A 4,062-nucleotide genomic window follows, 5' to 3' on the forward strand; every position below is an offset into this window, starting at 1 on the left:
GGATCTTCACCTGGTCGTCGGCGCGGCCCAGGAACTCGACCGTGCCGTCGGGGCGGCGGCGGGCCAGGTCGCCGGTGCGGTACATGCGCGTGCCGGGCGGTCCGGCGGGGTCGGCGAGGAAGCGGGCGGCGGTGTCGCCGGGGCGGCCCAGGTAGCCGCGCGCCACGCCCTCGCCGGCGAGGTACAGCTCGCCGGCGCAGCCCGGCGGCACGGGCCGCAGCCGGCCGTCGAGGACGTGGACCCGCATGTCGTCGAGCGGGTGGCCGATGGGCACGGTGTCCGGGACGGCCGCCGCGTCGGTGAGCGCGAAGGACGTCGCGAACGTCGTGGTCTCGGTGGGGCCGTAGCCGTCCACGACGGTCAGGCCGGGGCAGGCGGACAGCACGCGGCGCACGGCCGCGGCGGGCACCACGTCGCCGCCCGTCCACACCTGGCGCAGGCCGGCGAAGCAGTCCGGCGCGTCCTGCGCCAGCAGCCGGAAGAGGCCGGCGGTCAGCCACAGCGCGCTCAGGCCGCCGTCCCGGACCAGGTCCCGCAGCAGCGCCGCGTCCACGGGCCGGGGCGGTGCCACGACCACGCAGCCGCCGTTCAGCAGGGGCGCCCACACCTCGAAGGTGGCGGCGTCGAAGGCCACCGGGGAGTGCAGCAGCACCCGCTCGCACACGCCGCCGGTGAAGCGGCTGTCGGTGGCGAGGGCGGCCACGTCGCGGTGGCGCACCGCGACCGCCTTGGGCTCACCGGTCGACCCGGAGGTGAACATCACGTACGCCGGCCGGTCGGCGTCCGCGGGGACGGCGGCGGGCGCGCCCGGTACGGGGGTGCGTGCGGCGGCGACGTCCCCGGCGGTCAGCCCGGCCGTCGCGCCCGCCCGCGCGATCAGCGCCCGGCGCCGCTCCCCGGGGGCGCGGGCGTCCACCGGCACGTAGGCGCCGCCCGCCTTGAGGACGGCGAGCTGGGCGACGACGAGTTCGGCGCCGCGGTCCATCGTCAGCGCCACCCGGTCCTCCGTCCGCAGACCGTCGGCGAGGAGCCGGGACGCGACGGCGTCGGACCACGCGTCGAGGCCGCGGTACGTCAGCTCCGTGCCGCCGTCGCGCAGGGCGGGCGCGTCGGGGGTGCGGCGGACCTGTTCGGCGAACAGGTCGACGGGGCTGCGCGGCGCCGTCCGCCGCGCGGTGGTGTTCCACCGCCGGAGCAGGGCGCGGTCGTCCCCGGTCAGCAGCGGCAGGCCGGTCACGTCCGCGTCGGTCCCGACGGCGTCGGCGAGGGCGGTCAGCAGGACCGTGAGCCGGGCCGCGAGGCGTTCGGCCGTGTCCGCGTCGAACAGGTCGGCGTCGTAGGCGAGGTCGATGCCGAGCCGGTCGCCGAGGTGGGCGCGCAGGCACAGCGGGAAGGTCGGCGCGTCGTCGGCCCGCACCTCCTCGACGCGTACGCCCGTGCGGGCCGTGGCGGACTCGTCGACGGGGTAGTTCTCGAAGACCACCATGCTGTCGAACAGCGCCTCGCCCGCCGGGATCCCGCTCAGCGCCTGGATGCGGGGCAGCGCGAGGAAGTCGAAGCGCCGGGCGTCGCTCTGCCGCTCCTGCACGTCCCGCAGCCAGGACGCCGCTCCCCCGCCCGTGACCCGGACGCGGGTGGGCACGGTGTTGATGAACATGCCGGTCATCGCCTCCACGCCCGGCAGTTCGGCCGGACGGCCGGAGACGGTCGTGCCGAACACGACGTCGTCGCGTCCGCCGTGGCGGGCCAGCAGCAGGGCCCAGGCGCCCTCGACGACGGTGTTCACCGTCAGCCCGGCGCGTGCCGCCGTCTCCCGCAGCCGCGCCGACACGTGCGCGTCCAGGTGCCGGTGGACCGTGGCGGCGGCGCGGGCGCGGTGCGCCTCGGCCGGTGTGCGGTCGTACGGCAGCGGGGTGCGGGTCGGGAAGCCCGCGAGGGCGTCGGCCCAGTACGCCTCGGCCGCGGCCTCGTCCTGTTCGCGCAGCCAGTGCAGGAAGTCGGCGAACGGGCGCCTGACGGGCGCGGGGGCTTCGCGGCCGCCGGTGAGCGCGGCGTAGCGCTCGCAGACCTCGGTGAGCAGCTGTCCGGTGCTCCAGCCGTCCAGGATCAGGTGGTGGGAGGACCACAGCAGCAGGATCTCGTCGCCGGGCAGCGCGGCCAGGGTGACGCGGGTGAGGGGTGCGGTGGTGAGGTCCATGCCCGCCGCGCGGTCGGCGGCCAGCAGGGCCTCGGTCTCCCTCTCGCGCTGCCCGGGGCTCAGGTGCCGCCAGTCCAGGTGGGTGACGGGCAGCTCCGCGCGGTGGTGGACGACCTGGACCGGGTGCGGCAGGTTCTGCCAGTGGACGCTGGTGCGCAGGGCCTCGGTGCGGTCGGCGACCTGCTGCCAGGCCGCGGCGAAGGCCTGCGGGTCGGCCACCCCGGACAGGCGTACGGCCGTGCGGTCGAAGTAGGCGCCCGCGGTGTCCACCAGGCCGTGGAAGAGCATCCCTGCCTGCAGGGGCGTCAGCGGCAGGACGTCGGCCACGTGCCGGCCGTCGCCCACGAGGCGGTCCAGCTCGCTCTGGCCGAGCCCGGCGAGCGGGAAGTCCGACGGGGTGCGGCCGCCCGCGTCCGGGCGGGCGCAGTGGGCCGCGATGTCACGCAGCGCCGCGCACATCCCGTCGGCGAGTTCGCGGACGGTGGACTCGTCGTAGACGGCCGGCGGGTAGGTCCAGCCCAGTTCGAGGCGGCCGTCCTGGACCACGCCGGTGACGTCCAGCGGGTAGGGGCGGGGCGCGTCGGGGTCGGTGTCGGAGCCGGCCGGGGGCAGGCCGGCTCCGTAGAGGCCGCCGTCCGCGCGGCCGGTGTCCCACCGGCCGTGGTAGTTGAAGCCGACCTGCGGCGCGGGAGTGCCGGCCAGGGGGCTGCCGGGCAGCAGGTGGCGCAGCGCGCCGTGGCTCAGGCCGTGCAGCGGCACCGCGCGCAGCTGCTCCTTGACCGAGCGCAGGGTGTCGTGCCAGCCGGCGTCGGGGTCGACGGTCAGCGCGAGGGGGAACTCGGCGGTGAACCAGCCGACCGTCCGGGAGAGGTCCACGTCGTCGAAGAGGTCCTCGCGGCCGTGGCCCTCCACGCCGACCAGCACGGTGTCGCGTCCGCACCAGCGGGCCAGGGTGCGGCCCAGCGCGCTGAGCAGGACGTCGTTGACCTGGGTGCGGTAGGTCTCCGGGACCCGGCGCAGCAGGGCCTCGGTCGTCTCCGGGTCCAGCTCCACGGTGACCGTGGCGGCGGTGCCGTGGGTGTCCGGGCCGGGCCGGCCCGCGGGCAGGCCGGCGGGGGCCTGCGCGGTGCGCTCCCAGTACGGGAGGTCGCCGTCCAGGGCGCCGGACCGGGTGTGCGCCTCCAGCCGGGCCGCCCAGTGGCCGAACGGGGTTCCGGCCAAAGGAAGTTCGACGGGACGGCCGTCCGCGGCCGCGCGGTGGGCGGTCTCCAGGTCGGCCAGCAGGATCCGCCAGGAGACGCCGTCGACGACCAGGTGGTGGACGGTGATCAGGAGGTGCGCGGGCAGGTCCGGGCCGCGGTCGAGGAGCAGGACGCGCGCCACCCGTCCCCGGGCCGGGTCGAGGGAGTCCCGGGCCTCGTCCGCCGCGCGCGCCGTCTCGGCCTCCAGCGCGGGGCCGTCCAGGCCGGTCGCGTCGTGGTGGGTGAGGACGCCTTCGGGGACGTCCGGCAGGACCTCCTGGTACCAGCCGCCGTCGTCGGTGCGGCCGAAGCGGGTGCGCAGGGCCGGGTGGTGGCGGACGAGGGCGTCCACGGCGGGGCGCAGGGCGGACAGGTCGGTGCCGGGGGCGAGTTCGAGGTGCTGCGACATGGTGAAGCGCAGTGGGTCGCCGGGGCGGCGGCCGTCGAGGTACCAGCGCTGGATCGGGGTGAGCGGGGCCTCGGCGGGCACGGACGCCTCCGCCGCGGCCGGTGCCGCCTCGGTGACGCGCAGGGCGAGTTCGGCGACGGTCTGGTGGCGGAAGACGTCCTTGGTGGTCAGCGCCAGTCCGGCCCGGCGGGCCCGGGAGACGATCTGGATGCTGA

Annotated in this window: 1 protein-coding gene; it reads right to left on the minus strand. The window is 77.1% G+C overall.

The features are described from left to right. Positions 1-4,062 (minus strand): amino acid adenylation domain-containing protein (locus AOK18_RS27980; RefSeq protein WP_157865258.1); only part of this gene is annotated, 4,062 nt, incomplete at both ends.

The organism is Streptomyces prasinopilosus (genome assembly GCF_001419695.1).
GTDB lineage: Bacteria > Actinomycetota > Actinomycetes > Streptomycetales > Streptomycetaceae > Streptomyces > Streptomyces prasinopilosus.